The organism is Cognatiyoonia koreensis (assembly GCF_900109295.1).
GTDB classification, from domain to species: domain Bacteria; phylum Pseudomonadota; class Alphaproteobacteria; order Rhodobacterales; family Rhodobacteraceae; genus Cognatiyoonia; species Cognatiyoonia koreensis.
On record NZ_FOIZ01000001.1, the window covers coordinates 2,181,665 to 2,203,676 of the forward strand.

Consider the following 22,012-nt stretch of genomic DNA (forward strand, 5'->3'; position numbering starts at 1 on the left):
TAGCGGAATTTCCGTTTTGCCGCGCCTCTACGGGCAGCGGACTGGCGTATCAGATGATTTCGTCTTCATCGAACATCGGATCATCGGCGAGCTGTGTGGAATGATTATCAAGCGCGTTTTCCGCCTTCTTGAATGATCCAATCCGCGCAAGGTGGAAGACCGCATCGCCTTCGTTGACGATAGGCAGAACCGCCCGTCCGACGATGATCCCGTCGAACGGCGCGACGATATCGCTTTCGCTTTCGCCGAACGGGTCTGTCACTGATCCGAGCGTATCGCCCAGTTGCACGGGATCACCGTCTGATTTGTAGCTGCGGAACAGCCCGCCCATGGGCGCGCGGAGCCATTTGCTGGATGTGCAAAACTGCGGAGGCGACTTGGCCCGGGCCACGCCTTTGCCGGAAATCATCTTGAGCGAGTGGAGGACACGCAGGATGCCCGCCTGCCCTGCCCGCACCGAGACCTCGTCAAAACGCAGACCTTCGCCCGCTTCGTACAGTAGCACGCGTTTGCCCAGATCGCGCGCCGCCCCGCGCAACGACCCGTCGCGGATCGCGGATTGCATGATAATTGGTGCGCCGAAGACATCGGCAAGCTTGCGCATTTCCGGATCGTCAGGTGACACCCGGATTTGTGGGTAGTTCGTGCGGTGGATGGCTGCTGAGTGCAGGTCGATCCCCATGTCTGCCTTTTCCACCACTTCGGTCAGGAACAGATTGGCAAGCCGCGCTGCGAGTGAACCGCCTTCGCTTCCCGGAAAACACCGGTTCAGGTCGCGCCGATCGGGCAGATAGCGTGATTTGTTGATGAAGCCGAAGGAGTTGACGATCGGCACGACGATCAGCGTGCCGCGCATCGCCCGCAAGGCTGGTGATTTCAGCAGACGGCGCACGATTTCGATGCCAATCACCTCGTCGCCGTGGATGCCGGCACTGATGAACACTGTCGGCCCGTCGTTCTTGCCATGGATGATATGCGCCGACATTGTCACGGGCGTATGATCGGAAAGGGAACTGACCGGCAAGTCCACTGTCTTGCGGGTGTTCGGCGCGATGACCTCGCCGCCGATCTCAAAACCGATCCGCTTGAGCATCAGCCTTTGCCTTTGGTCCGTGTCGCCCCGTGTTTGGCGTTCTTTTCGATGAATTCGATGATCTTCCCCGCGATATCAAGGCCTGTAGCCTTTTCGACGCCTTCAAGGCCAGGGGACGAGTTCACTTCCATTACTACGGCACCGTGATTGGCGCGCAGCATGTCGACGCCGCACACGTTCAGCCCCATGGATTTCGCGGCGCGGACCGCAGTCGAACGTTCTTCGGGAGAGAGTTTGACAACTTGCGCTGTGCCGCCGCGATGCAGGTTCGACCTGAATTCACCCTCTGCGCCGGTGCGTTTCATTGCTGCGACGACGCGGCCACCGATCACGATGGCCCGAATGTCGGAACCCCCGGATTCCTTGATATATTCCTGCACGAGGATGTTCGTATTGGTCGCGCGGAACGCTTCGATCACGGATTTCGCGGACCGGTTCGTGTCGGCCAAAACGACGCCCAAACCCTGCGTACCTTCTAATAGTTTGATGACAAGCGGAGCATTGCCCGCGAGTGCAAGCACTTCTTCTGTCTGCTTGGGATCATGCGCGAACGTCGTGACCGGCAGCCCGACACCGTCGCGGGCCAAAAGCTGCATCGAGCGCAGCTTGTCACGCGACCGACCGATGGCGACACTTTCGTTCAACGGATAGACGCCCATCATTTCGAACTGGCGCAGCACTGCTGTGCCGTAAAACGTCACAGATGCGCCGATCCTTGGAATGACCGCATCGAAGCCGTCGAGCTTTTCACCGTTGTAATAGATTTCAGGGCGTCGCGACGCGATGTTCATGTAGCATCTGAGCGTGTTGATGATCCGAAGCTCGTGCCCCCGCTCTTGTGCTGCCGCCTCAAGCCGCCGATGTGAATAGAGATTGGGATTACGGGCCAGCATAGCTATCTTCATGAGGCGTTCCTTGTGTGAGGTTTCGTCAACGACATGCTTGTCGTCAGATTTCGTTTTCCGGGATGCACGACGATCTTGTGCCGGCGCAGGGCGGTCCGCCCCACAATCATCCGGAATTTCATTTCGGTCCTTTCGGCCAAAGACAAATCAATCGTCCAAAGCCGTCCCGCGATGCGGAATTTCGTGCGTATCACGATGCGTACTTCGGGCACACCGCTTGTATTCGTGATCTCGCGGCGGTCATGGATGCGGCATTCCACATCCGTGTCATGGGCATCGTCGTCAAAACGCGTATGGAACCTGACCCAGTGTTCGCCATCACGATCAAATTCTTCGATATCGGTGGCGTGTAGGGCCGAGGTGCGTGCGCCGGTGTCAATTTTGGCCCGCAGATTTGTCAGGCCCAGTAGCGGCAAGTCCACCCGTTCCTGCCAGCCAATTACAAGCAATGAAGACGTCGGCAATCAAATCCCCTGATCAGTATCGTTCCGGTTTCCGAAGCTATACGTGTATCTGCTGCGGCAGGGAAAGGCGAATAATCACCGTTCGAGCGTCACGGGGGTCGTGTCTGCGTTCCATCCGTCGACCAGATCACGCGCCCGGACATAGACCGTGTTGACGTCTTGGGGAATTACCACGCCTGACAGGGATCGCGTGAAGGGTTGTTCGTTAACATGAGGATGCGCCAGCACACGCATGCCAAGTTCATTTCCGTCTGCATCTTCGACGCGCCAGCCGTCGGCATAGTGATCCCATCCCGTGTCAGGGTGTTCGACCGTCACGTCGAACCGCCATGTGTCACCGGACGGTGTGGCCGTCACATCCAGCACGGTGACGGGTTCTGCGAAGGCGGGCGCGGCGAGCATCAGGAGGGGGATCAGCTTTTTCATATCGTGTCTTTTAGCAAAATCCTGCGCGGGATTGATGCAAATTCGCGTGACCAGACCGTCCAGCCAACAATCAAGGCCGCGACAAGCAGCGGAATCGCACCTAGCAACCATGCCAGTCCGCCCAGCGCAAAGTAGACCGCACGCAGCCCGCGATTGAAATTGATTGCTGCCCTGATGTTCAGCTCTGCCGCCTGCGCTGCGCGCGGGTAAGATGTCGGGTCCTCTGGATCGTTTGGCACTGATGCCATCAGCACCGCGCAATATCCAAAAACCCGATTGGCCCAGACGAATTTCAGAAACGCGTTCGTCAGGAACAGTCCGACGATGCCAAGTTTCATCTGCCAGATCAGCAATGGGGTCTGATCCCCGACTTGTGTTGCAAATCCCTGCAGCGTTTCTGCGTTGCCAATCAGCGCCAAAACCCCGCCGATTGCGAAGATGCAGGTCGAGGCAAAGAAGGACGTGCCTTGTCGCAGGCTTGAGAGGATCTGGCTGTCGAAAATGCGCGGATCGCGTGCCACAAAGACCTTCATCCAGTCCCGACGTCTTTCTGACATCAAGACCGTAACCGATGGCCGCTTTGCCCCCGGATGCTCGATCCAGAAACCAAGGCCCAGCCAGACCGCGACAAATACGCCCAAAGCCAGATAATTCAGCGGGTTGAGCTGCAACAAGAGTGTGAACGCTTCCATGATGATACCCTACGCCTGACCAAAAGGACTTGCCAGAACACAAAATTGGTTATAATTTCTGACCAATTCCAGCATCCGGGAGGATTCGACCATGCAGATGCCAACCCCTGACGCATCCGTCATCGCCACGAAAGATCAGTTGATCGACCGCTTGTCGACGGTTCTTCCGCCCGATGCCATCATCCACGAACTGTCAGAAACCCGCGCATATGAATGCGATGGCCTTGCTGCCTACAAGTGCCCGCCGTTACTGGCCGTGTTGCCATCCACCACGCAAGAAGTGTCTGCCGTACTGAAAATTTGCCACGATATGCATGTGCCCGTCGTGCCCCGCGGATCAGGCACGTCTCTGGCCGGTGGTGCAATGCCCACTGCTGACAGTGTCATCCTGGGTGTTGCCCGTCTGAATGGCGTGATTGAAACGGATTACCTGAACCGCACGATCACCGTGCAGTCAGGGCGCACCAATCTGTCCGTGACCGGGGCCGTTGAAAGTGAGGGCTTCTTTTATGCGCCCGACCCGTCCAGTCAGCTTGCCTGCGCGATTGCAGGCAATATCGCGATGAATTCCGGCGGTGCGCATTGCCTGAAGTATGGCGTGACGACCAATAACCTACTGGGCGTCACGATGGTCATGATGGACGGCACCGTCGTTGAAATCGGCGGCAGCCATCTGGATGCGGCCGGTCTTGATCTGCTGGGTGTGATCTGCGGGTCCGAAGGGCAGCTTGGCGTCGTGACCGAAGCCACATTGCGTATTCTGCACAAGCCCGAAGGTGCACGCCCGGTGTTGATCGGCTTTGACAGCAACGAGATTGCCGGTGCCTGTGTTTCGGACATCATCAAGGCTGGCATCCTGCCTGTTGCCATTGAATTCATGGACCGCCCCTGCATCGAGGCTTGCGAAGCCTTTGCCAAGGCGGGCTATCCGATGTGCGAGGCCCTGCTGATCGTCGAGGTCGAAGGATCGGACGCCGAGATTGACGAACAACTTGCCCTGATCATGGAGATCGCGCGCCGTCACGATCCTGTCGAACTGCGTGAGGCCAAGAATGCCGAAGAGGCTGGGCGTATCTGGCTAGGCCGCAAGTCCGCGTTCGGCGCGATGGGCCAGATCAATGACTATATGTGTCTTGATGGCACGATCCCTGTCTCGCAATTGCCTTATGTCCTGCGCCGCATTGGTGAATTGTCCGACGAATACGGGCTGAAAGTCGGCAACGTCTTTCACGCGGGCGATGGCAATATGCATCCGTTGATCCTGTACAACGCGAACACGCCGGGTGATTTGGAAACTTGCGAGGCTTTGGGCGCCGAAATCCTGAAGCTGTGCGTAGAGGTCGGCGGTTGTCTGACGGGCGAACATGGCGTCGGTATCGAAAAGCGGGATCTGATGAACGTGCAGTTCAATCCAGTCGATCTTGAGGCGCAGATGGCGGTCAAGGACGTGTTCGATCCTGCATGGTTGCTTAACCCTGCAAAGGTCTTTCCGCTGGACACAAGTGAAGCTCGTCGCGCGGCCTGATTATGCAAGCGGCGCGAATGCCCCAAGCCACTTTCCCATTCAAAAGAAGTAAGTGCATGACTCCAAAAGACGAAACCGCGCTGGCCGAAGCGATCAGGGACGCGAAAGGACCTTTGCGGATCACCGGCGGCGGCACCCGCCCCTATGGCCGCCCGGTCGTTGGTGAAGCCCTGTCTGTTTCAAAGCTGTCAGGGATTAACCTGTATGATCCCGGCGCGCTGACCATCGTTGTGCAAGCGGGCACACCGATCAAGACCATTGAAGCCGCGCTCAAGAAGGAAAACCAGCGACTGCCATTCGAACCGATGGATCACCGCGCCTTGCTGGCCAGCAAAGGCGAACCGACCATCGGTGGGGTAGTGGCGGGAAATATCAGCGGCCCGCGCAGAATTTCCGTGGGTGCCTGTCGTGACTTTCTGCTGGGTGTCCGGTTTGTCGATGGCGCTGGCAATGTCGTCAAGAATGGCGGGCGCGTGATGAAGAACGTCACAGGATACGATCTGGTGAAGCTGATGTGTGGTGCACACGGCACGCTAGGCGTTCTGACCGAGGTTGCTTTGAAAGTGTTGCCAGACGTGGCCTGCGCATCAACTGTCGTGATCGAGGGTCTGGACGATGCCCGTGCTGTTGCCGCGATGTCCGCAGCACTTGGATCGCCTTATGAGGTTTCTGGTGCTGCCTATGATCCGATCAACGGGCAAACAATGCTGCGCCTTGAGGGTTTTGCAAACTCGGTTGCCTATCGCGCCGAAAGCCTTGGCCGGGTTCTGGAGCCGTTCGGTCAGACCAGCGTTGTCGAAGGCAAGGACAGCGCTGCACTTTGGACCGCGATGCGCGATGTCACCGCATTTGCCGACCGCGTCGGCGATGTCTGGCGGATTTCCGTGAAGCCAACGGATGCGGCAGCGCTGTTTGCGCACCTTGGCGTTGATGCCGCGCAATATGACTGGGGCGGTGGGCTGATCTGGGCGCTGGTTCCAGAAGGTAGCGATCTGCGGTCGCGGATTGGCGATGTCAAAGGCCACGCGACCCTGATCCGCGCATCCGAGGCAACGCGCGCCGCAATCGCATCCTTCCATCCCGAAACGCCAGCGGTCGGGGCCATTTCCAAGGGCCTGCGCGACAAGTTTGACCCGCGCGGCATTCTGAACCCCGGATTGATGACCTGATATGCAAACCACCTTTACACCCGAACAGCTGACCGATCCGGGCACAGCCCGTGCCAATGAAATCCTGCGCGCCTGCGTCCATTGCGGTTTTTGCACAGCAACTTGCCCAACCTACCAGGTGCTGGGTGATGAACTCGACAGTCCGCGTGGGCGGATTTATCTGATGAAGGACATGCTTGAGAACGAGCGTGTGCCGGATGAAAAGACCGTCAAACACATCGACCGCTGCCTGTCCTGTCTCGCCTGTATGACGACTTGCCCGTCCGGCGTGCACTACATGCATCTTGTTGATCATGCCCGCGCCTATATTGAAAAGAACTATAAGCGGCCTTTCTCCGACAGGGCTCTGCGCTGGATTCTTGCGCAGATCCTGCCATATCCGATGCGGTTCCGGATCGCGTTGTTGGGGGCCAAGATCGGGCGTCCCTTTGCTGCGCTGATGCCAGATGCACGGTTGAGGGCGATGCTGGAAATGGCCCCGAAGGCCATTCCACCGGTCAGTCGCAATGACGATCCGCAAACCTTTCCGGCCCAAGACAAGAAGATGCGCGTCGCGCTAATGACGGGTTGTGCGCAGAAGGCACTGAACACCGATATCAACGATGCGACGATCCGCTTGCTGACCCGTCTGGGGGCTGAAGTTGTCGTGGCCGAGGGGGCCGGTTGCTGCGGTGCGTTGACCCATCACATGGGCAAGGAAAGCGAAAGCCATGCAACGGCTGCCAAAAATATTCGCGCATGGGCGAAAGAGATGGATCAGGGCGGGCTTGATGCCATTGTCATCAACACCTCGGGTTGTGGCACGACCGTCAAGGATTATGGTTATATGTTCCGTACTGACCCAGACCTTGCCGAAGATGCCAAGCGCGTCAGTGCCATTGCGATGGACGTGTCAGAAGTTCTGATGAAGCTGGACCTGCCCACCGGTGCCGACAGGCAGACCAAGGTTGCTTACCACGCCGCCTGTTCCTTGCAACATGGCCAACAGATCAAGACATATCCCAAAGATCTGCTGAAGAAGGCCGGTTTCACGGTGCTGGAACCCAAGGATAGCCATCTGTGCTGCGGGTCTGCAGGAACGTACAACCTGATGCAGCCCGAGATTTCCAAGCAGCTGAAAAAACGCAAGATCGACACGCTGGAGGCATTGACCCCCGATATCATCGCGGCCGGCAATATCGGCTGTATGATGCAGATCGGCGGCGGTACCGATGTGCCTATTGTTCACACGGTCGAGCTTTTGGACTGGGCGACAGGTGGCCCGCAGCCCCCCGCCCTGACTGCGCCCGGAAAGCAACACCCGGCCGTTCCGATCCTGCGGTGACGCCACAATCTCGCCCTAACTGTCCGTTAACCGGCATATGAAGAGGTTGACGATGCGACATTTGCTTTTGACAGTTTCACTGGCCCTGGGCCTTGCTGCAACCACTGCGCCCGCGCAGGAGGTCGCATCGGAATTGGTGTCCCTTGAAAGTGGGGTTGATGCGCGCGGTTGGGAATCCGTGGGCCGCCTCGACATCCGCAACAAGGGGTTTTGCACGGCAACTTTGATCGAGGATGACCTGATCCTGACAGCCGCACATTGCGTTTACGACGGCAGTGGCGGCCTGATCGACGCGGATCGTTTGACATTTCATGCCGGACTGCGCGCGGGGCGGGCCGAAGCAACCCGCGGTGTGACCCGCTTGATCGCACATCCTGCCTATCGCCACGAAGGCGGCGTCACGGAGCCGAACCGCGTTGCGATGGATATCGCAGTCTTGCGGCTTGATCGCCCGATCCGCCGTCCGCGCATTCAGCCATTCCCGATTGCCGCACGCCCCGATTTCGGTGACGAGGTTTTTGTTGTGTCCTACGGACGATCCCGCTCTGAGGCGGCCAGCCTTCAGGACCTGTGTTCCGTGAAGGGCCGACAGGAGGGGATCATTGTCATGACATGTGCGGTCGAGCCCGGATCAAGCGGCTCTCCTGTCTTTATAACGCAGGACGGCGAGCGTCGCATTGCATCAGTCGTTTCGGCGATGGCAAACCTTGATGGCGAACCGGTTTCATTGGGGACATCGCTGCAGGAACCGCTTCAAGAGCTTTTGGCCCATTTTGCACGATCAGGCACGGTGGCCCCTGCCGGTGAGGTGCGGATCATGTCAATCGGAGAGCGCAACGGAACAGGCGCAAAGTTTATCAGACGATAACCTCATTATTTCAAAAGCTTTTTTGATGGGCCTGGCTTTCGAGCCGTGACTGCTTTGCAGCCTCTTGAAACCCTGAAATACCATTCCCAAATAGGGGATACGGGAGCGCCAATCATGGGTTCCCGCACTTTGCCTGTCCCATCCGGGAAGGCGTCACATATGTTATCGCTTGATGAAAGGATGACCCAAATGCGTCGTTTTGATATGACACCGCTTTACCGCGCGACAGTCGGTTTTGACCAAATTGCTGACCTTATGGACCGTGCGCTTGCCAGCGACATGAGCCAGAATAGCTATCCCCCTTACAATATCGAAAAAGTCGAAGATGATGCCTGGCGTATTTCCATCGCCGTCGCTGGCTTTTCCGATGACGACCTTGCCATCGAATTGAAGGAACGCAGCCTTATCGTGACCGCGAAAAAGGCGGAAGACGATCAGGACCGCACCTACTTGCATCGTGGCATCGCGACGCGCGCGTTTGAACGCCGATTCCACCTTGCCGATCATGTTAAGGTGACCGGTGCGAGCCACGTTGATGGTATGCTGCACATCGATCTTGTACGCGAAGTGCCCGAGGCGCTGAAGCCACGCCAGATCGAGATTACGCGTGCGGCACCTGCGCAGGCCAATCTGGTCGAAGCAAAATCTGTCAACTAATCCCGCGCGGACCATTCCGCACACAAAGAGCGCGCTTCGGCGCGCTCTTTTCTATTTCGGCTTCTTGAATACGAGCTTTACCGCCCCGCCGTTTGACACACCTGCCAACCGGTTTTCCTGTTCGATATCATAGAGAAATTTTAGACCTTGGGTGGTGTTAAACCATGCGTTGCCAGATCGCGGCGCGAACCTCAGTAGCCGCAAGGCCTCCCGATTGCTTCTGTCCTGCACCCAACCGGCGGTCACAGGACTCCATAATTCTTCGATGATGTCAGGACAGTCCAGCAAGGAAAGTTCGCCGATCAGGCTGGCGTAAAGCCCGCTTTTGGAGTCCGCGACGACGAACAGTCCTGATTGCGGAGCAAACGTCACGCCTGTCACCATCGCGTTCGTTTGCGTCACGATAAACCAGATGAACCCATCGTGTTTTTCACGCAGACTTGGCGCAATTGGCATCAAGTCCTTATCGGCCAAAAGACCCAGCATCCCTGCCCCGACATCGTTAAGGCGATTCCAGAATTCCGCTTGAGGATTCATGTCCAGCAGCCTTTTTTCTACGACCAATCTTATCAGTCATATGAAAACAACGCCCGAGCGTGTCGTTGGTTCCCAAGGAAAAAGCAGGTTTGAAGGGCAATTGGGCCGGATCTTATTCAGATTTAGCGACCTGTTTTGAAAGTCGCAAACAAGCCAGAAATTGCGTTGGACAGGATCAGGTGTGTCGTATGCACGGCCAACCGGCCCGGCGTGTGTCGGCCTAGGTGAACTTGCGAAAAAGCTTTGTCTTGTCGAAGATTTCTTCAAGTGCTTCCATACGGTCTTTCGTGTCGTCCCAATTCAATGTCTGGACCGCAGAGATCATGCTTTCGACCAGCAACATTGTTGTTGCCAGCGAATCCCAGGCGGAGGGGACGATGATCCGGCTTGTCAGGCTGACGTCGGCCAGACGATGGATTGGCGACCGCCATTGATCTGTGAACAGAACGATTTTCGCACCGCGCGCGCGTGCCATTTCCGCCAGCTTGAGCGTGTTATTCTCGTATCGCCTGACATCGAAAATAACGAAAACGTCCCCTTCGTCCGCGTTCAGCAAATAATGCGGCCACGCGTTCGATGTTGACTGCACGTGCGTCAGATTGGGTCGGATCATCTGCATATGCATGAACAGGTAGTCTGCAAGGGTATGTGTTATCCGCCCCCCGACGATATAAAGATGCCGCTTTTGATCAGCGACCAGCGCACAGGCCGCATCGAATGCGTCGGGATCAATATGGGCAAGTGTGTTGCGGATATTGTCGATGACCGCGTCGGTGAAACGGTTCAGAATATGTTCTAACGGTGCGGCCCCTGCCCAGGTTTCGTGTTTCGCAATCGGGCCCTTTGCAATCGCGCCCAACTCCTCGCGCAGTTCGGCCTGAAATTCAGGATAACCGTTGTACCCCAATTTCTGCACCATCCGTGCGACAGTTGGGACCGAGACGTTGGCCCGCTCTGCAAGTTCCGCGAGTGGTCCCAGACCGGAGGCCGGATAGTTTTCGAGGATCGACAGGGCCAACTGCCGTTCAGCGCGGGTCAGATCATCGAGCTTTCCCTGTATCCGATCCGAGATCGTATCGCTTTCGTCAGACATGGTTGCTGCCTTGTTTTTATCCAAAAATATATCAAGCGGTGGGTGGCTGTGATAAATTTTTCACAATTTTGTTGACAGAAGCCCTGCTTGGCAAGACCATTTTCACTTGTGGGGGCAGTTATGAATCATGCGGATCACCTTTTGGAAGGGGCCTCGGTCGAGGTTCTGAATGTGCAGGCAGAGTCATCTGTCATTGTCGTTTGCGAACATGCCAGCGCCCACATTCCCAAGGAATTCAAAGATCTTGGGTTAAGTACCGCGGCATTGCAAAGTCACGTTGCGTGGGATCTTGGCGCAAGAGCGATCGCGATGAAGATGGCAGAGACCATGAGTGCGACATTCGTTGCGTCCCGCATTTCCCGCCTAGTCTATGATTGCAACAGACCGCCCGATGCACCTGACGCAATACCTGAACGCAGCGAGGTGGTCGATGTGCCGGGGAATGCAAACCTGACACCAACCCAGAAGGCGGATCGCGTTGCGAAATACTATGATCCGTTTCGTAGGGCGCTTGCCAAAATCATCAGCGGGAAGGACGTGCCGGTGCTTGTGACTGTGCATAGCTTCACGCCGATCTATTTTGGAACGCCGCGCAACGTCGAGATTGGCGTTCTGCATGACAAGGACCGACGCCTTGCAGATGCGATGCTTGATGTTGCGGGAGGCCACACCGATTGCGACGTGCGACGGAATGAGCCCTACGGCCCGGACGACGGCGTGACCCATACCTTGCGCGAACACGCCCTGCCTGACGCACATCTTAACGTCATGCTGGAAATTAGAAATGATCTGATCGCCGACGCCCAGACACAGACGAAGATGGCGCGGATGTTATCGGCTTGGGTCACGCAGGCGATTTCCATGGTGGAGGCTGATGCATGCAAGGCCTGATGTATCGCTATATCAACTTGATTGATGCGATGAACTACCGTGTCGGGCGCATCATGATGTACGGGATATTCGTGATGATGGGTATCCTGCTCTGGTCGTCGATCTCGAAGACGTTTTTTGTTCCGTCCCTTTGGACACTTGAGGTCGCGCAGTTTGCGATGGTGGCCTATTACATGCTGGGAGGTCCGTATTCGATCCAGATGGGATCGAATGTGCGCATGGACCTGCTTTACGGAGAGTGGTCCGACCATCGCAAAGCGCAAGTTGATGCGATGACCGTGCTTTTCCTGATCGTCTACCTTGGCTTTCTGCTGTGGGGTGGCTGGGAAAGCCTTATGTATTCGTTCAGCTATGGTGGCGAGCGAAGTTCTTCGGTCTGGCGACCATACCTTTGGCCGATCAAGTCGATCATGGTGATTGGCATATTCCTGATGTTGCTTCAGGCGGTTTCCGAGTTTTTCAAGGATATCCTGCGCATCAAGGGGCATGATGTCGGGGCCAAGCTCTGATGTCATATGAAGTCATTGCCGCGCTCATGTTTTCCACCATGATGCTGATGCTTCTGACGGGGCAACGTGTCTTTGGCGCGATCGGTTTCGTGGCTGTCGTCGCTGCCTTTTTCCTTTGGGGTGATCGGGGCGGTTATGATTTGGGATTTGCCGCCGCGATCAAGTTGATGAAATGGTATCCGCTTCTGACCCTGCCGATGTTCATTTTCATGGGCTACATCCTGTCGGAATCGCGGATCGCCGATGATCTTTACAAGATGTTCCATGTCTGGATGGGCGGGCTGTCTGGCGGTCTGGCCGTTGGCACGATCGGCCTGATGGTCCTGATTTCGGCGATGAACGGATTGTCTGTGGCCGGCATGGCGATCGGCGCGACCATTGCCTTGCCGGAGCTTTTGAAACGGGGGTACGACAAGCGCATGGTCACGGGGGTGATACAGGCGGGATCGTCCCTTGGCATTCTGGTGCCGCCGTCTGTCGTGCTTGTTCTTTACGCGATGATTGCGCGCCAGCCCGTTGGTCAGTTGTGGCTGGCAGGTGTCATCCCGGGGTTGATGATGGCGGCGATGTTCGTGATTTACATCGTCGTTCGGTGTCGTATCAATCCCTCCCTTGGCCCTGTGTTGCCGCTTGAAGAACGCGATATACCGATGCGCGAGAAGTTCAGGCTTTTGGGCGCGGGTCTTCTGCCACTGTTCATCTTTTTCGCGATGATGGTCCCTTTCGTAAATGGCTGGACATCGCTTGTTGAGAGTTCCGCGATCGGGGCGCTTGCGGCGTTTGCCGCCGCTGTCCTGAAGGGGCGCATGACGCGTGAGGTTTTTGAAACAAGCGTGCGGATGACACTTGGCATTTCCTGTATGTTCATGTGGATCATTCTTGCAGCTCTGGCATTCGGTGCTGTCTTTGACGGCCTGGGTGCGGTCAAGGCCATTGAAAGCCTGTTCACAGAGCGGTTGGGCCTGAGCCCTTGGATGATCCTGATCCTGATGCAGCTGAGTTTCATCATCATGGGCACATTCCTTGATGATACTGCGATGCTGGTCATTGTTGCCCCGCTTTATGTTCCGCTTGTTGCTGCGCTGGGGTTCGATCTGATCTGGTATGGTGTGCTATACACGATCACGACCCAGATTGCCTATATGACACCGCCTTTCGGGTATAACCTGTTTCTGATGCGCGCGATGGCACCGCCCGAGATCTCGCTGCGCGACATCTACGGGTCGATATTGCCCTTTGTGCTGGTAATGACGGTCGCCTTGGCCACGATCATGGCGTTTCCTGAAATCGCTTTGTGGCTGCCCGGCTATGTCTATGGAAATTAACCAAGGAAATAAGATCCCGGAAGCGGGACGTTTGATGAGTAGAGCTTTAACAGAGAGGACTGAATCATGACGACTAGACGTAAGTTTCTAACCACTGCCGGTCTTGGTGGCGCTGCAACGCTTGCCAGCCCGACAATTGTCAAAGCCCAGACAGCCATCACGTGGCGTTTCCAGACCTATGCTGGTGGCGCTTTGGGAGAACATGTGACCAAACCGGTCATCGATTACATCAACGCCAATTCCAATGGCGAGCTTCAGGTCGAACTTTTCTATGCCGACCAGATCGTCCCGACCGGAGAGCTTTTCCAGGCACTACAGCGCGGTACGATTGACGGCGTTCATTCGGATGATGACTCGATGGCCTCCCCGACCCCGCTGCGCCAATTCGGCGGCTATTTCCCGTTTGCAACCAAGCACATCCTCGATGTGCCAGTTCTGTTCAATCAGTATGGGCTTCGCGAAATTTGGGACGAGGAATATGCGAAGGTGGGCGTCAAATGGCTGTCTGCCGCGGGTCAGGATCCGTGCAACTTCAACACCAAGAAGGAAATCACCAGCGTTGCAGATCTTGATGGTCTCAAATTGTATACTTTCCCGACGGCGGGTCGCTTCCTGTCGAAATTCGGCGTCGTTCCGGTGAACATCCCATACGAAGACGCAGAGGTCGCAGTGCAGACCGGTGAGCTAGACGGAATGGCCTGGTCTGGCATCACGGAGGACTACACCGTCGGGTGGGCGGACGTGACGGATTACTTCCTGACCAACAACATTTCGGGTGCATGGATCGGATCTTGGTTCGTGAACGAAGAACGCTGGGCAGAACTTCCCGATCATCTGAAGTCCGTCGTCATGGCTGCCACGGAGGCGGGGCACACCTATCGCAACCAGTGGTACTGGGGCGGTGAAGCCGCGCTGCGCGCAAATGGCGACAAGTTGCAGCTTCGCTCTGTTCCGCCGGGTGAATGGGCGGAAGTTGAAGCCGCAGCCAAAGAGTTCTGGGAAGAGGTCGCGCAGGAAGGCGAAGTACATCAGAAGATCGTCAATATCTTCAAGGAGTACAACGGCGTCATCAACCAAGCTGGCGTGCCGTATAACTTTGAATAGGTCCGACAATGTGAACAAGGCGTCCCCGTTTTTCGGGGGCGCCTGCAGACCCTACGAAGGAGTGGCCTCATGCGTGGCATACTGACGTTCGATGCATTGAAGAAGGCCGTCAAAGACGGATCGATCGATACGGTCTTGACGTGTTTTCCAGACATGCAGGGGCGCTTGATGGGCAAGCGGTTTCACGCGGTCAATTTCATCGAGAGCGCTTTCAAGGAAACGCATTGCTGCAATTACCTGTTGGCGACCGATCTTGAAATGGCAACACCTGATGGGTACGCGGCGACCAGTTGGGAAAAGGGATACGGCGATTATGTCATGGCCCCCGACCTGACGACGATCCGCGTACTGCCGTGGCTTGAAGGCACAGCGATGGTGCTTTGCGACATTCTTGACCATCACTCCCATGAACCGGTGCCTCACGCGCCGCGCCAAATACTCAAGGTGCAGGTCGAGAAGCTGGCCGCGATGGGCTATGACGCGATGATGGCCACCGAACTGGAGTTTTTCCTGTTCGCGCAATCCTATGACGAAATACGCAAGGCGGGCTTTCGCGAACTGGTCCCTGTCAGCGGCTATAACGAGGATTATCACATCCTGCAGACCACCAAGGAAGAAGGCGTCATGCGCCCGATCCGTAACCTGCTGTTTGATGCCGGACTGCCCATCGAGAATTCCAAAGGCGAAGCAGAAACCGGTCAGGAAGAACTGAATATACGCTATTGCGACGCGTTGGCCTGCGCCGACCACCACACGATTGCCAAGCACGCGATCAAGGAAATCGCCTGGCAGCATGGGCAGGCAGCAAGCTTTTTGCCCAAGTGGCATCACGACAAGGTCGGATCATCCAGTCATGTGCATCAATCGCTTTGGCAGGATGGAGAGCCGGCCTTCTATGACAAGCATGATCCTTTGGGCATGTCGGATCTGATGAAGCACTACATGGCCGGCGTGATCGCTTATGTGCCCGATTACACGTTTTTTCTGGCTCCCTACATCAACAGCTACAAGCGGTTTGCGAAAGGAACGTTCGCCCCGACCAAGACGGTCTGGTCAGTCGACAACCGTACTGCGGGTTTTCGGCTTTGCGGTGACGGGACGAAGGGCGTGCGGGTCGAATGCAGGATCGGCGGGTCCGATCTAAACCCCTATCTGGCACAGGCCGCGATGTTGGCCGCCGGAATGAAGGGGATCACTGACAAGATGGAACTTGCCCCGCCGACAACAGGTGACGTCTACGTGGATTCCAAGGCCCAGAATATTCCCAGAACGCTGCGCGATGCGACCACCACACTGCGCGGTTCGTCATTCCTGCGAGAGGCTTTCGGCGATGTGGTCGTTGACCACTATACGCGCTGCGCCGAATGGGAGCAGGAAGAGTTCGACAGGATTGTCACCGATTGGGAAATTGCGCGTGGCTTCGAAAGGGCCTGAACGATGATCAGATGTATTTCGCCGATTGATGGTTCGGTCTTTGCTGAACGCGATACCCTGTCGTCATCTGCCGCGCACACAGCTGTCGCCAAGGCACGTGCCGCGCAAACGCAATGGGCTGCAAGACCGATTGCGGAGCGGATCGCGCTTGTCATGGATGGTGTTGCGAACGTGGGAAAGATGAACGATCAGATCGTGCCCGAATTGGCCCACCAGATGGGTCGGCCAATCAGGTACGGCGGCGAATTTGGCGGCTTCAACGAACGTGCAACGTATATGGCAAAAATCGCCGAAGACGCGCTTGCCGACATTGTCGTTGAAGACAGTGACGCATTCCGGCGTGTCATCAAACGTGTCCCGCATGGGGTCGTTCTGGTCATCGCGCCTTGGAATTATCCCTATATGACTGCGATCAACACTGTTGCACCTGCGTTGATCGCCGGGAACGCTGTCATGCTTAAGCACGCGAGCCAGACCCCGCTTGTCGGTGAGCGCATGGCATCGGCGTTTCATAGTGCAGGGATACCGACAGATGTTTTTCAGAACGTCTTTCTCGATCACGAGACGACGTCTGAACTGATCGCTGCGAAATCTTTTGGGTTCGTCAATTTCACTGGTTCCGTTTCGGGTGGTCAGGCCATAGAGCAGGCAGCCGCAGGCACGTTCACGGGCATTGGTCTGGAACTGGGCGGAAAGGATCCCGGTTATGTGTGTGACGATGCCGATCTTGATGCCGCCGCTGAAACCTTGATTGACGGGGCGATGTTCAATTCCGGGCAGTGTTGCTGCGGGATCGAACGCATCTACGTTGCCGCGCAACATTTCGACGCTTTTGTTGCAAAGGCCGTTTCCATCGTAAAGGGCTACAAGCTAGGCAATCCTCTTGAACCGGACACCACGCTTGGTCCTATGGCGCACAAGCGATTTGCCGATACCGTCCGTTCGCAAATTGCTGAAGCTGTCGCGGATGGTGCCAAGCCACACATTCCGACTTTCGAATCTGACGATGGTGGCGCGTATCTGTCGCCGCAAATCCTGACTGATGTGACACACGATATGCGCATCATGCGCGAGGAAAGCTTTGGTCCCGTCGTCGGGATCATGCCTGTCAAGGATGATGCCGAGGCTGTCGGACTAATGAATGACAGCGACTATGGACTGACTGCTTCTGTCTGGACGCGCGACGTCATACGTGCCGAAGCGATCGCGGATTTGATCGAAACAGGCACTGTCTTTATGAACCGTGCCGACTATCTTGATCCCGGCCTTTGCTGGACCGGATGCAAGGACACGGGACGTGGCGGCGGGCTTTCGATTATTGGCTATCACAATCTGACCCGCCCGAAATCCTACCATTTGAAGAAAGGCTGAACCCATGGTGCCGACTGCAAACTGGTCCTATCCCACCGCTGTACGCTTTGGTGCCGGTCGCATTTCTGAAATCGCTGAAGCCTGCGCGCTGGCCGGAATCCGCAAGCCGCTGTTAGTGACTGATCGCGGGCTGAAGGACATGGCAATTACTGCAAAAACACGCGACCTGATGGAAGCCGCAGGTCTTGGTGACGCAATATTCGCGGATGTCGATCCGAATCCGAATGAGAAGAATGCCGAAGCGGGTGTGCGCGCTTTCAAGGATGGCGGGCATGATGGTGTGATTGCGTTCGGCGGCGGTTCCGGCCTTGATCTGGGCAAGCTGGTTGCTTTTCTGGCGGGGCAGACCCGCCCGCTGTGGGATTTCGAGGATATCGGGGATTGGTGGACCCGCGCGGACGCGGAGGCCATCGCCCCGATCGTTGCTGTCCCGACCACTGCCGGCACCGGATCAGAAGTCGGTCGCGCATCAGTCATCACCAATTCTGAAACGGCAGAAAAGAAGATTATCTTTCATCCGAAGATATTGCCGTCAGTCGTGATCTGCGACCCGGAATTGACGGTCGGGATGCCAAGAGCCATCACGGCGGGAACGGGGCTTGATGCGTTTGCACATTGCGTCGAGGCGTACTGCTCTCCGCATTACCATCCGATGTCACAGGGTATCGCGCTTGAAGGCATGCGGCTTGTCAAAGACTATCTTCCGCGCGCTTATGCAGACGGAACCGATCTGGAGGCACGCGCGCACATGATGTCTGCTGCGGCGATGGGCGCGACTGCGTTTCAAAAGGGATTGGGCGCGATCCATGCATTATCACATCCGATTGGCGCAATTTATCATACGCACCACGGTACAACGAACGCCGTCTGCATGCCCGCTGTGCTTCAATTCAACAGACCCGAAATCTTGGACCGCTTGGAACAGGCTGCGCGCTATCTTAGTATCGAAGGCGGCTTTGACGGGTTCTGCGCCTTTGTAGACGATCTGAACGCAAGTCTTGGAATTCCAACAACGCTGGATGGCCTTGGTATCGAAAATCCAGATATCGACCGGATTGTGCAAGGCGCGCTGGCCGATCCCAGCACGGGCGGCAACCCCATTAAAATGACGCCTGAAAATACGCGGGAACTGCTGCTTCGGATAGTATAGACCTGCACGCCTGAACTGTTTCTTCAGGCCGTATGAAGCGTTTGTGCCTTCGTCTGCGCCTTTCTGAACCATCCCTGTAAAATCGCATCGCGCGGTTCGAGATAGAGCGCGTCCGGTCCGACGAATGCCTTAAATGCATCGAGGTTCAGCCCGTTGACGCCGATGAGAACGGGCACGTCCAATTCGAGAGCGTCGGCGATAACGGTCCGGAAGCCGCGTCCGTGTGCTTCGTGTTTGCCGAACTTATTGACGATCAATATGTCCGCACCTGTTTGCAAACTTTGGGACACCAGTCCGACAGCCGCTTCAAGGACCATGGGATCAAGCCTGCAACCTTTCGATGCGGCCCCAAGGTTCTGTGAAATCCGCAGATCGGGGCCATTTGGCAAAACCCGCACGTCCATATCGCATGGGCCGGTTGCGTTGTCCGTGTTGATCTGAACTGTGCCGCAGGTTCTGTAGCCGTCCTTTGCAAGCGTTTGTGCGAACGCAAAGAGTAGCGTGTCAATGCCGCCCCTGCCCTGCGCCATTGTGTATGCGATGTTCATCTTTGTCGGGCCTTCTTCAAATCAACCCTGACGTTTTGCCGATGTTGGCAAAACCGTCAGCGGGCGGTGTTTCTGTTCCGTTACGCGTCATCCGGCATCGGTTTAAGACCGCGCCGTTCAAGCATGTGCCTCATCATCTGTTTCAAATCCCCTGCAGTCAGTCGCGCCCTTGCAATGGGCAGGATCACAGCGTTTTCAAGGATGAGGTGGCGCCGCGAATGATGCGCAAATTTCTTCATGTCTTTTTTGTCTGCATCTGAAAAGGACGCCACCGTCGTTGCCCGGCTTTGAATGATTTCCGCGACCGCTGGTGCATCAGCGATTGCATGGCTGTGGTCGGACAGAAGCCTGTCAATCACTTTGTCGATTTCATCTTCGGGTTCACAGCGCGACAACATCATCGGGAAGAGATCTGTTTCCTCATCAGCGAGATGCTGAGGAAGCTGCTTTCTGAGAAAAGTATTCAGTTGTTTCAGATCCTCGTCGGCGATCGGAAGGTCCGCGACCAGTCGGTCGATCATGGTACAGACTTCCCTTTCGCGCATGTGGTCTTCGGCAATCAGGTCAAGTGGATTATGCGGGATTGCCGCGCGAGCATTTTGGCCTCTGGCCGCCACCAAACGTCTTCCGTCGTCCGTGCTCATGACCCGCTCCTTTCGATCAGACCATTCTGAAATCAGCCCCTTTGATATCCGACGCCGCCACCAGCCGATCAATGAAAGCACGTGACTGACGCGCCCATGCGGCCTTTTCCATCGCCAGCGCAATTTTGTCTTTTACGGCTTCGAACGGCAGGACTTGCCCAACTGCCAGCGCATCCAGCCGGATCACGTGATAGCCGTGGCGGGTCAGGATCGGCGGGTTCGTAACCTGCCCTTCTGACAGATGTCGCAGCGCTGTTTCGAATTCCGGCACCGTATCGCCCGGACCGAGTTGACCGAGCACGCCGCCAGACGATTTTGAGCCACAGTCGCTTTCCCGTGCGGCAAGTGCGGCAAAGCCTTTCGGATCGCTTTCGAGTTTGCGGCAAATACCGTTTGCCCGGGCCAGCGCCTGTTCACGCTTTGCCGTGTCTCTTGGATCGCAGGCGCAGAGGATGTGGGACACCTCCCACAAAGGTGGGGTGCGAAACCGGCCGGGATCTTTTTCCCACTCGCTTTTTACGTCCGTTTCGCTTGGCTGTTGCACGTCGATCTCAAGCTCCAGGACCGTGCGGATCAGGGCCTCCTCTTCTGTTTCAAAACGGCCCGGGCCGACCTCTTGCGGATCGGCCTTGATCGCCTTGTCTCGTGCCTGCTGAAGCAACAGCGTTCGGATCGCGACTGCGTTTGCGGCCTTGCGCCACGCGATTCCTGGCTTGCCTTTGGGTGCGTCCTGATTTTGCGTTTCAGCAGCGATTAACGCATGGGGCACCTGTTCACCGTTGACGACGAGTTCTGGAAATAGTGCAGACTGCATGTTCTTCACTCCGCCGGTGTTGGTTTGGGTGTCGACCGGGCGGGCAAGGCTTTTTGCCGCCGCGAGCGCACCAGTTGATATCCGGGTCGCAGGAGGTACCGGAACGGTGCAGCAAAGCCCGACACCATGTGAACCAAACGCGTGAACGGGAAAAGGATCGTGATCAGCAGACCAAGGAAGATATGCGCCTTGTAAAGCCAATGCACATCCACAACCATCGCCCATGCATTCAATCTGAGAAGCACGACACTTTGTGACCACGTCATGAACCGAACCATTTCCTCGCCGTCCATGTGTTGAAGCGTCAGCAGGATCGTTCCCAAGCCGATCAGAAGCTGGAGCCAGATCAGAACCAGAATGCTAATATCCGCGAAACTTGTGTGTTTCCAGATACGGGGATCGCTGACACGCCGGTGGATCAGGAGCGTTGCCCCGATCAGGGCGGCAATTCCTGCGACACCACCCAGCAGGACGGCCATCCATTGCTTCAAGGCGTAAGGGATGCCGAAGGCGTCAAGCAGCCAGACAGGCGTGAACAATCCGATAAGATGCCCACCAAATACCGTGATGATCCCGACATGGAACAGGACCGATCCCCAGAAAAGCTGCTTGCGCCGCAAGAGCTGGCTGGACGACGATTTCCATGTGAACGGATCACGTTCGTAGCGGGCGATGCACCCCACGATCAGCACCGTCAGCGCGATATAGGGCATGATACCAAAGATGAAGAAGTCGATATCGATTAACATTCTGCTTTCTCCCTATTCTGCAGCGTGCGGTGCGGCTGCGGGGTTGATGGGTGTGTCCATTCGCGCAAGCATGTCCCGCACCTGTGGACAACCGGCATTCGGATCTGGTCCGAAGAGCACTTCGCTTTCTTCCCAGACTTTATCCAGTGCATCGAGATCCGTTGGATCATCATCAGGCTCTGCCAACATGTCTGCGACCGCGTCGCTATCCACCCTGACGGCTGCTAACTGCGTCAGCGCGGCGAACACAGCGCCATAGGGGCTTTCGCGGCGTGCAAGACGTGTCACGAGAACCTCAAAAATATGGGCTGCATCCGCCAACGTTTCCTGAGCCTCAGTTTGGGAACGCGTGGCCAGGAATTCGAGAAGCACAGGAAGGTGATCCGGCAATTCGGAAGTAACCGGATCAAAGCCCCCTGCACGGTAGGTTTCCACCAACGACACCATTGCGCCGCCACGATCCCGGCTTTCGCCGTGAACGTGTTCGAACAGGTTCAGTGACAAGGTCCGCGAGCGGTCGAAAAGCATCACGTATTGCTCTTCGAGGTCATAGATGTCGCGCCCTTCCAGCTCCTCCACCAGCGGGCGCAATCCCCGACGTGCTGCTGCTGTCAATCGCGTGTCCGAGGCCAGTACGGCTCTGATTTCGGGCATGGCATGCTGCAGCTCGCCCGTCGGGTAACTGAGGATCAGCGACAAGGCTTTGAGTGTGCGGTCCAT

The 22,012-nt window shown here is 56.5% G+C and carries 24 protein-coding genes; 12 read left to right on the forward strand and 12 right to left on the reverse strand.

Annotated features, from left to right (window positions below; all coding sequences use genetic code 11):
- Positions 1-49: 49 nt before the first annotated feature.
- The 5 genes from BMY44_RS10820 to BMY44_RS10840 all read right to left on the reverse strand — a co-directional run bounded on the left by BMY44_RS10820 (position 50) and on the right by BMY44_RS10840 (position 3,580).
- On the reverse strand, positions 50-1,093 hold the full coding sequence (locus BMY44_RS10820; RefSeq protein ID WP_089993877.1) for a succinylglutamate desuccinylase/aspartoacylase family protein: 1,044 nt from the start codon (positions 1,091-1,093) through the stop codon (positions 50-52).
- Positions 1,093-1,998, reverse strand: a complete 906-nt coding sequence (rimK, locus tag BMY44_RS10825; protein ID WP_089993879.1) for a 30S ribosomal protein S6--L-glutamate ligase — start codon at positions 1,996-1,998, stop codon at positions 1,093-1,095. Before rimK ends, BMY44_RS10820 begins: the two co-directional genes overlap by 1 nt.
- A complete protein-coding gene (locus BMY44_RS10830; protein WP_242650528.1) occupies positions 1,995-2,462 on the reverse strand; it encodes an ATP-dependent zinc protease family protein in 468 nt (155 codons plus the stop codon). Before BMY44_RS10830 ends, rimK begins: the two co-directional genes overlap by 4 nt.
- 75 nt (positions 2,463-2,537) lie before the next feature.
- The gene (locus BMY44_RS10835) at positions 2,538-2,888 is read right to left on the reverse strand and encodes a hypothetical protein (RefSeq protein ID WP_089993882.1); all 351 of its coding nucleotides are present in this window, start codon (positions 2,886-2,888) and stop codon (positions 2,538-2,540) included.
- Positions 2,885-3,580, reverse strand: coding sequence for a DUF599 domain-containing protein (locus tag BMY44_RS10840; protein ID WP_089993884.1), 696 nt, complete (start codon positions 3,578-3,580; stop codon positions 2,885-2,887). Before BMY44_RS10840 ends, BMY44_RS10835 begins: the two co-directional genes overlap by 4 nt.
- Before the next feature lie 91 nt (positions 3,581-3,671).
- Between BMY44_RS10840 and BMY44_RS10845 the strand changes: the two genes are divergently transcribed.
- The 5 genes from BMY44_RS10845 to BMY44_RS10865 all read left to right on the forward strand — a co-directional run bounded on the left by BMY44_RS10845 (position 3,672) and on the right by BMY44_RS10865 (position 9,123).
- Positions 3,672-5,105, forward strand: coding sequence for an FAD-linked oxidase C-terminal domain-containing protein (locus BMY44_RS10845; RefSeq protein ID WP_089993887.1), 1,434 nt, complete (start codon positions 3,672-3,674; stop codon positions 5,103-5,105).
- 56 nt (positions 5,106-5,161) lie between these two features.
- Positions 5,162-6,274: an FAD-binding protein gene (locus tag BMY44_RS10850; protein WP_089993890.1), complete on the forward strand. Its 1,113-nt coding sequence runs from the start codon at positions 5,162-5,164 to the stop codon at positions 6,272-6,274.
- Between the two features lies 1 nt (position 6,275).
- The gene (gene glcF / locus BMY44_RS10855) at positions 6,276-7,598 is read left to right on the forward strand and encodes a glycolate oxidase subunit GlcF (protein ID WP_089993892.1); all 1,323 of its coding nucleotides are present in this window, start codon (positions 6,276-6,278) and stop codon (positions 7,596-7,598) included.
- Positions 7,599-7,650: 52 nt separating this feature from the next.
- Positions 7,651-8,466: a trypsin-like serine peptidase gene (locus BMY44_RS10860; protein WP_242650529.1), complete on the forward strand. Its 816-nt coding sequence runs from the start codon at positions 7,651-7,653 to the stop codon at positions 8,464-8,466.
- Between the two features lie 189 nt (positions 8,467-8,655).
- A complete protein-coding gene (locus BMY44_RS10865) occupies positions 8,656-9,123 on the forward strand; it encodes an Hsp20 family protein (protein ID WP_089993898.1) in 468 nt (155 codons plus the stop codon).
- Positions 9,124-9,174: 51 nt separating this feature from the next.
- Here BMY44_RS10865 and BMY44_RS10870 read toward each other — a convergent pair whose 3' ends face one another.
- Together BMY44_RS10870 and BMY44_RS10875 are read right to left on the reverse strand one after the other, a co-directional pair.
- Entirely contained in the window at positions 9,175-9,660 is a 486-nt protein-coding gene (locus tag BMY44_RS10870) for a pyridoxamine 5'-phosphate oxidase family protein (protein WP_089993901.1), read from the reverse strand.
- Between the two features lie 220 nt (positions 9,661-9,880).
- The gene (locus BMY44_RS10875; protein WP_089994845.1) at positions 9,881-10,753 is read right to left on the reverse strand and encodes a MurR/RpiR family transcriptional regulator; all 873 of its coding nucleotides are present in this window, start codon (positions 10,751-10,753) and stop codon (positions 9,881-9,883) included.
- A gap of 120 nt (positions 10,754-10,873) precedes the next feature.
- Here BMY44_RS10875 and BMY44_RS10880 point away from each other — a divergent pair, with 120 nt between their 5' ends.
- The 7 genes from BMY44_RS10880 to BMY44_RS10910 all read left to right on the forward strand — a co-directional run bounded on the left by BMY44_RS10880 (position 10,874) and on the right by BMY44_RS10910 (position 18,537).
- Complete coding sequence (locus tag BMY44_RS10880) at positions 10,874-11,644, forward strand: N-formylglutamate amidohydrolase (RefSeq protein WP_089993904.1); 771 nt, start codon at positions 10,874-10,876, stop codon at positions 11,642-11,644.
- Positions 11,632-12,153 (forward strand): TRAP transporter small permease subunit, encoded by a 522-nt coding sequence (locus BMY44_RS10885; protein ID WP_242650530.1) that lies wholly within the window; start codon positions 11,632-11,634, stop codon positions 12,151-12,153. Before BMY44_RS10880 ends, BMY44_RS10885 begins: the two co-directional genes overlap by 13 nt.
- Positions 12,153-13,478 carry a TRAP transporter large permease gene (locus BMY44_RS10890; RefSeq protein WP_089993909.1) on the forward strand — a complete coding sequence of 442 codons (1,326 nt, stop codon included), beginning with the start codon at positions 12,153-12,155 and terminating at the stop codon, positions 13,476-13,478. Before BMY44_RS10885 ends, BMY44_RS10890 begins: the two co-directional genes overlap by 1 nt.
- Before the next feature lie 66 nt (positions 13,479-13,544).
- Positions 13,545-14,582 (forward strand): TRAP transporter substrate-binding protein, encoded by a 1,038-nt coding sequence (locus BMY44_RS10895; protein WP_089993910.1) that lies wholly within the window; start codon positions 13,545-13,547, stop codon positions 14,580-14,582.
- Positions 14,583-14,651: 69 nt separating this feature from the next.
- Positions 14,652-16,016 (forward strand): glutamine synthetase family protein, encoded by a 1,365-nt coding sequence (locus BMY44_RS10900; protein ID WP_089993913.1) that lies wholly within the window; start codon positions 14,652-14,654, stop codon positions 16,014-16,016.
- A 3-nt stretch (positions 16,017-16,019) separates the two neighbouring features.
- On the forward strand, positions 16,020-17,387 hold the full coding sequence (locus tag BMY44_RS10905; RefSeq protein ID WP_089993916.1) for an aldehyde dehydrogenase family protein: 1,368 nt from the start codon (positions 16,020-16,022) through the stop codon (positions 17,385-17,387).
- A gap of 4 nt (positions 17,388-17,391) precedes the next feature.
- The gene (locus tag BMY44_RS10910; RefSeq protein ID WP_089993919.1) at positions 17,392-18,537 is read left to right on the forward strand and encodes an iron-containing alcohol dehydrogenase; all 1,146 of its coding nucleotides are present in this window, start codon (positions 17,392-17,394) and stop codon (positions 18,535-18,537) included.
- Between the two features lie 23 nt (positions 18,538-18,560).
- Here the strand turns inward: BMY44_RS10910 and BMY44_RS10915 are convergent, their stop codons facing one another.
- The 5 genes from BMY44_RS10915 to narJ form a co-directional block, all read right to left on the reverse strand.
- A complete protein-coding gene (locus BMY44_RS10915; RefSeq protein WP_089993922.1) occupies positions 18,561-19,085 on the reverse strand; it encodes a DUF2478 domain-containing protein in 525 nt (174 codons plus the stop codon).
- An 80-nt stretch (positions 19,086-19,165) separates the two neighbouring features.
- Complete coding sequence (locus BMY44_RS10920) at positions 19,166-19,729, reverse strand: hemerythrin domain-containing protein (protein WP_089993924.1); 564 nt, start codon at positions 19,727-19,729, stop codon at positions 19,166-19,168.
- 16 nt (positions 19,730-19,745) lie between these two features.
- Entirely contained in the window at positions 19,746-20,543 is a 798-nt protein-coding gene (locus BMY44_RS10925; RefSeq protein WP_089993926.1) for a peptidylprolyl isomerase, read from the reverse strand.
- A gap of 5 nt (positions 20,544-20,548) precedes the next feature.
- Positions 20,549-21,292, reverse strand: a complete 744-nt coding sequence (gene narI / locus BMY44_RS10930; RefSeq protein ID WP_089993928.1) for a respiratory nitrate reductase subunit gamma — start codon at positions 21,290-21,292, stop codon at positions 20,549-20,551.
- A gap of 12 nt (positions 21,293-21,304) precedes the next feature.
- Positions 21,305-22,012: a nitrate reductase molybdenum cofactor assembly chaperone gene (narJ, locus tag BMY44_RS10935; protein WP_089993930.1), complete on the reverse strand. Its 708-nt coding sequence runs from the start codon at positions 22,010-22,012 to the stop codon at positions 21,305-21,307.